Origin of the sequence: Saccharopolyspora sp. (genome assembly GCF_017434145.1) — a bacterium.
GTDB lineage: Bacteria > Actinomycetota > Actinomycetes > Mycobacteriales > Pseudonocardiaceae > Saccharopolyspora_C > Saccharopolyspora_C galaxeae.
The window spans coordinates 1-3,503 of record NZ_JAFRFW010000220.1 but is presented as its reverse complement, the minus strand read 5'-3'; the positions used below and the strand labels follow the sequence as shown (position 1 = coordinate 3,503).

Annotated in this window: 3 protein-coding genes and 1 pseudogene; all 4 read left to right on the top strand. The window is 68.7% G+C overall.

Going from position 1 to position 3,503, the window contains the following annotated elements; genetic code table 11:
• Positions 1 to 135 precede the first annotated feature (135 nt).
• Entirely contained in the window at positions 136 to 783 is a 648-nt protein-coding gene (gene rpe / locus IJH84_RS06325) for a ribulose-phosphate 3-epimerase (RefSeq protein WP_007407043.1), read from the top strand.
• Positions 780 to 1,901 (top strand): hypothetical protein, encoded by a 1,122-nt coding sequence (locus IJH84_RS06320; RefSeq protein ID WP_295141424.1) that lies wholly within the window; start codon positions 780 to 782, stop codon positions 1,899 to 1,901. The genes rpe and IJH84_RS06320 overlap by 4 nt, the downstream gene beginning before the upstream one ends.
• A gap of 27 nt (positions 1,902 to 1,928) precedes the next feature.
• Positions 1,929 to 2,573 (top strand): annotated as a pseudogene (locus IJH84_RS06315) (replication-associated recombination protein A); the annotation flags it as partial.
• A gap of 84 nt (positions 2,574 to 2,657) precedes the next feature.
• Positions 2,658 to 3,503 (top strand): D-glycerate dehydrogenase (locus tag IJH84_RS06310; RefSeq protein WP_295141421.1); only part of this gene is annotated, 846 nt, incomplete at its 3' end.

The following is a 3,503-nucleotide window of genomic DNA, read 5'->3' as shown; positions in this document are numbered from 1 at the left end:
GCCGAGGGTACGATCCGCACGCTGCCCACGCTCCTCGCAAAGGAGGGGCGGCTCGACGGTTTCTTCATCGCGATGTTGCAACGCAAAGGCTGACTTGGGCGCGATATCGGGGTACAGGCCACAACCATGCTTCCCGTGCGTATCGCTCCCTCCATCCTGTCCGCCGATTTCGCCCGCTTAGGCGAAGAAGTTCGGGCCATCGACGCCGCCGGCGCCGACTGGATCCACATCGATGTGATGGACGGGCATTTCGTGCCCAACATCACCATCGGCCCGGCGGTGGTGAAGGCGCTGCGCCCGCACACCGCCAAGCCGTTCGACGTGCATCTGATGATCTCGCCGATCGATGCCTATCTGGACGCCTTTGCCGAGGCAGGGGCGGACACGATCACCGTCCACCCGGAGGCGGGGCCGCACATCCATCGCACGATCCAGCATATCAAGGGATTGGGCAAGCGGGCCGGCGTTGTCTTGAACCCGGCCACGCCCGCCAAGATGCTCGACTATCTGATCGACATGGTCGACCTGGTCCTGGTGATGAGCGTGAATCCCGGCTTTGGCGGACAGAGCTTCATCGAAAGCCAGCTCAAGAAGATTTCGGCGATCCGCAAGATGATCGAGCATAGCGGACGCGCCATCGATCTGGAGGTCGATGGCGGTGTTGATCCGCACTGGGCCAAGCGCTGTATCGAGGCCGGAGCGGACGCCCTGGTCGCGGGGACGGCGGCCTTCCGGGGCGGTCCATCGCAATACACCGCCAACATCGCCGCCCTGCGCGGTTGACCCTGATGCGCGAAGCGACGGATGGTGGCGCGACCGCGCAGGGCGCCGACAGCATCGAGGAAGGCAAAAGGCTCGTCCGCGTCAGCACCGGGGGCCTGTCGCTCGCCGACCGGTTGAGCGAGCATCTCCACCGGCTGACCTGGCGCACCCCGCTGCATTCGCTGCGGCTGAAGGGGCGTCACCCCTTGAAGCTGATGGCGGTGCCCGAGGACCCGATCCTCGGTGATATGGAGCGCGGCCATGCGTTGCTCGGAGGCGTGCTCGACTGGCGTGGCGAGGAGCGCGGGGTCGAGTCGATCGATTTCGCCCATCCCGACTGGTCGACCGGTTTTGCCGATCATCTGCACAGCTTTGCGTGGTTGCGTGACCTATCGACCGTGGCGACGCGGGCGCAAGGCGCGCCGATCGCCGAATATCTGATGGGCCGCTGGCTCGATGCCTTTGCCGAGACGGTCGATGCGACGGCGTGGCGGCCCGATCTATGGGGCCGGCGCATCCTGTTCTGGACCGCGCATGCGCCGTTGATCCTGTCCTCGACCGACCTGGTCTATCGCTCGCGGGTGCTCAACACGCTGGCACGGGGCGCGCGGCATCTCGATCGCGGTGCGGACAAGGCGCCTGCGGGCGTGGCGCGCATTGCCGCCTGGTGCGGCGTGGTCGCGGCGGGACTGTTGCTGGCAGGGGGCGATCCGCGCCAGGCCTTTGGCGAGGCCGGACTGAACCGCGCGCTGGACACCGGGCTGTTCGGGGACGGCGGCGTCATCGCGCGCAGCCCTTCGGTACAGCTCGACGCGCTCATGCTGTTGACCATGATGCGTGAAGTCTATGACGCGCGCGGGCTGGTGTTTCCGGAGCATTTCCAGGCGCGGCTTCAGAAGATGATTTCGGCGCTGCTCGGCGTCATGCACGGCGACCGCGCGCTGTCGAGCTGGCAGGGATCGGGACCCGAGACGCCCGAGAAGATCGCCGCCGTCATCGAGGCGTCGGGTGTGCGCACCCGGCCGCTACGCCAGGCCGGCGACTGGGGCTATCAAAGGCTGGCGGCGGCGCAGGCGGTGCTGGTCATGGACGCCGCCCCCCCGCCGATCGCGCGGGCGATCGAGGGCGGATGCGCCTAGACCCTGGCCTTCGAATTCTCCGACGGCGCGCAGCGGATCGACCTGGCCACGGTCGAGGCCACGGTCAACCGCGCGGCCGTGCTCTACGACCGCGGCGGGGATCAGCACTACGACGTGGTCAGCGCATTCATCAAATCCATCCGCGGTTCCGACGTGGACGCCGCGCTGCACTACCTGGCCCGGATGGTCGAAGCCGGGGAGGACCCGCGGTTCATCGCCCGTCGCCTGGTGGTGCACGCCAGCGAGGACGTCGGCATGGCCGACCCGACCGCGTTGCAGGCGGCGGTGGCGGCCGCGAACGCGGTGCAGTTCATCGGGATGCCGGAGGGCAGGCTCGCGCTCGCGCAGGCCACGGTGCACCTGGCGACCGCGCCGAAGTCGAATTCGGTGATCATGGCCATCGACGCGGCGATGGGCGACGTGCGTGCGGGCAAGTCCGGTTCGGTGCCCGCGCACCTGCGCGACGGGCACTACGCGGGCGCGAAGAAGCTCGGCAACGCGCAGGGCTACCGCTACCCGCACGACCGCTCGGAAGGCGTGCTGGAGCAGCAGTACCCGCCGGACGAGCTGGTGGGCGTCGACTACTACGAGCCCAGCGGACGCGGCGGCGAGCGCGTGCTCGGCGAACGGGTTCCGAAGCTGCGCGGCATCGTCCGCGGCGAGGGCGAATAGCGCCGCGGGCAGGAATCCGGCGCGGTGGGCCGTCGAGCAGAATGTGCGCCGACGGAGAACAGCCAGCCCGAGGAGGTCGTGCCGGTGCAGTCGCGGATCGTGGTCACCCGGAGGATTCCGGACTCCGCAGTCGAACTGCTGCGCAGCGCAGGAGACGTGCACGTGTGCGAGCGGGATCAGGCATTGGAACCCGCCGAGCTGCACGAGGTGGTGCGTGGCGCGCACGGCGTGGTCACGATGCTCGGCGATCGCGTCGATGACGAACTCGTGACCGCGGCCGGCCCGCAGCTGCAGGTGGTGGCCAACGTGGCGGTCGGCTACGACAACGTGGACGTGCCCGCGGTAACCGGGCGCGGCGTCACCGTGACGAACACGCCGGGGGTGCTCACCGATGCCACCGCGGATCTCGGATTCGGCTTGCTGCTGATGGCGACGCGGCGGCTCGGTGAGGGGGAGCGGCTGATCCGGTCCGGGCAACCCTGGTTCTTCCACCTCGGATTCATGCTGGGTACGGGCTTGCAGGGCAAGACCCTCGGGATCATCGGCCTTGGCGGGATCGGGCAGGCGATGGCTCGCCGTGCTCGCGCGTTCGGCATGAACATCGCCTACGCGGGTAGGCGGCGCGCGGCCCCGGAGGTGGAGTCCGAGCTCGACGCCCGCTACCTCTCGCAGGACGAGCTGCTGCGCGAAGCCGACGCGCTGTCGCTGCACTGCCCGCTCACCGAGCAGACCCGGCACCTGATCGACGAGTCGGCGCTGGCGAAGATGAAGCCCTCCGCGGTGCTCATCAACACCAGTCGCGGTCCGGTCGTGGACGAAAAAGACCTGGCCGCGGCGCTGCTCGAAGGCCTCATCGCGGCAGCGGGCCTGGACGTCTTCGAACGCGAACCGTCCGTCGAACACGCCCTGCTCGAACTGGACAACGCGGTG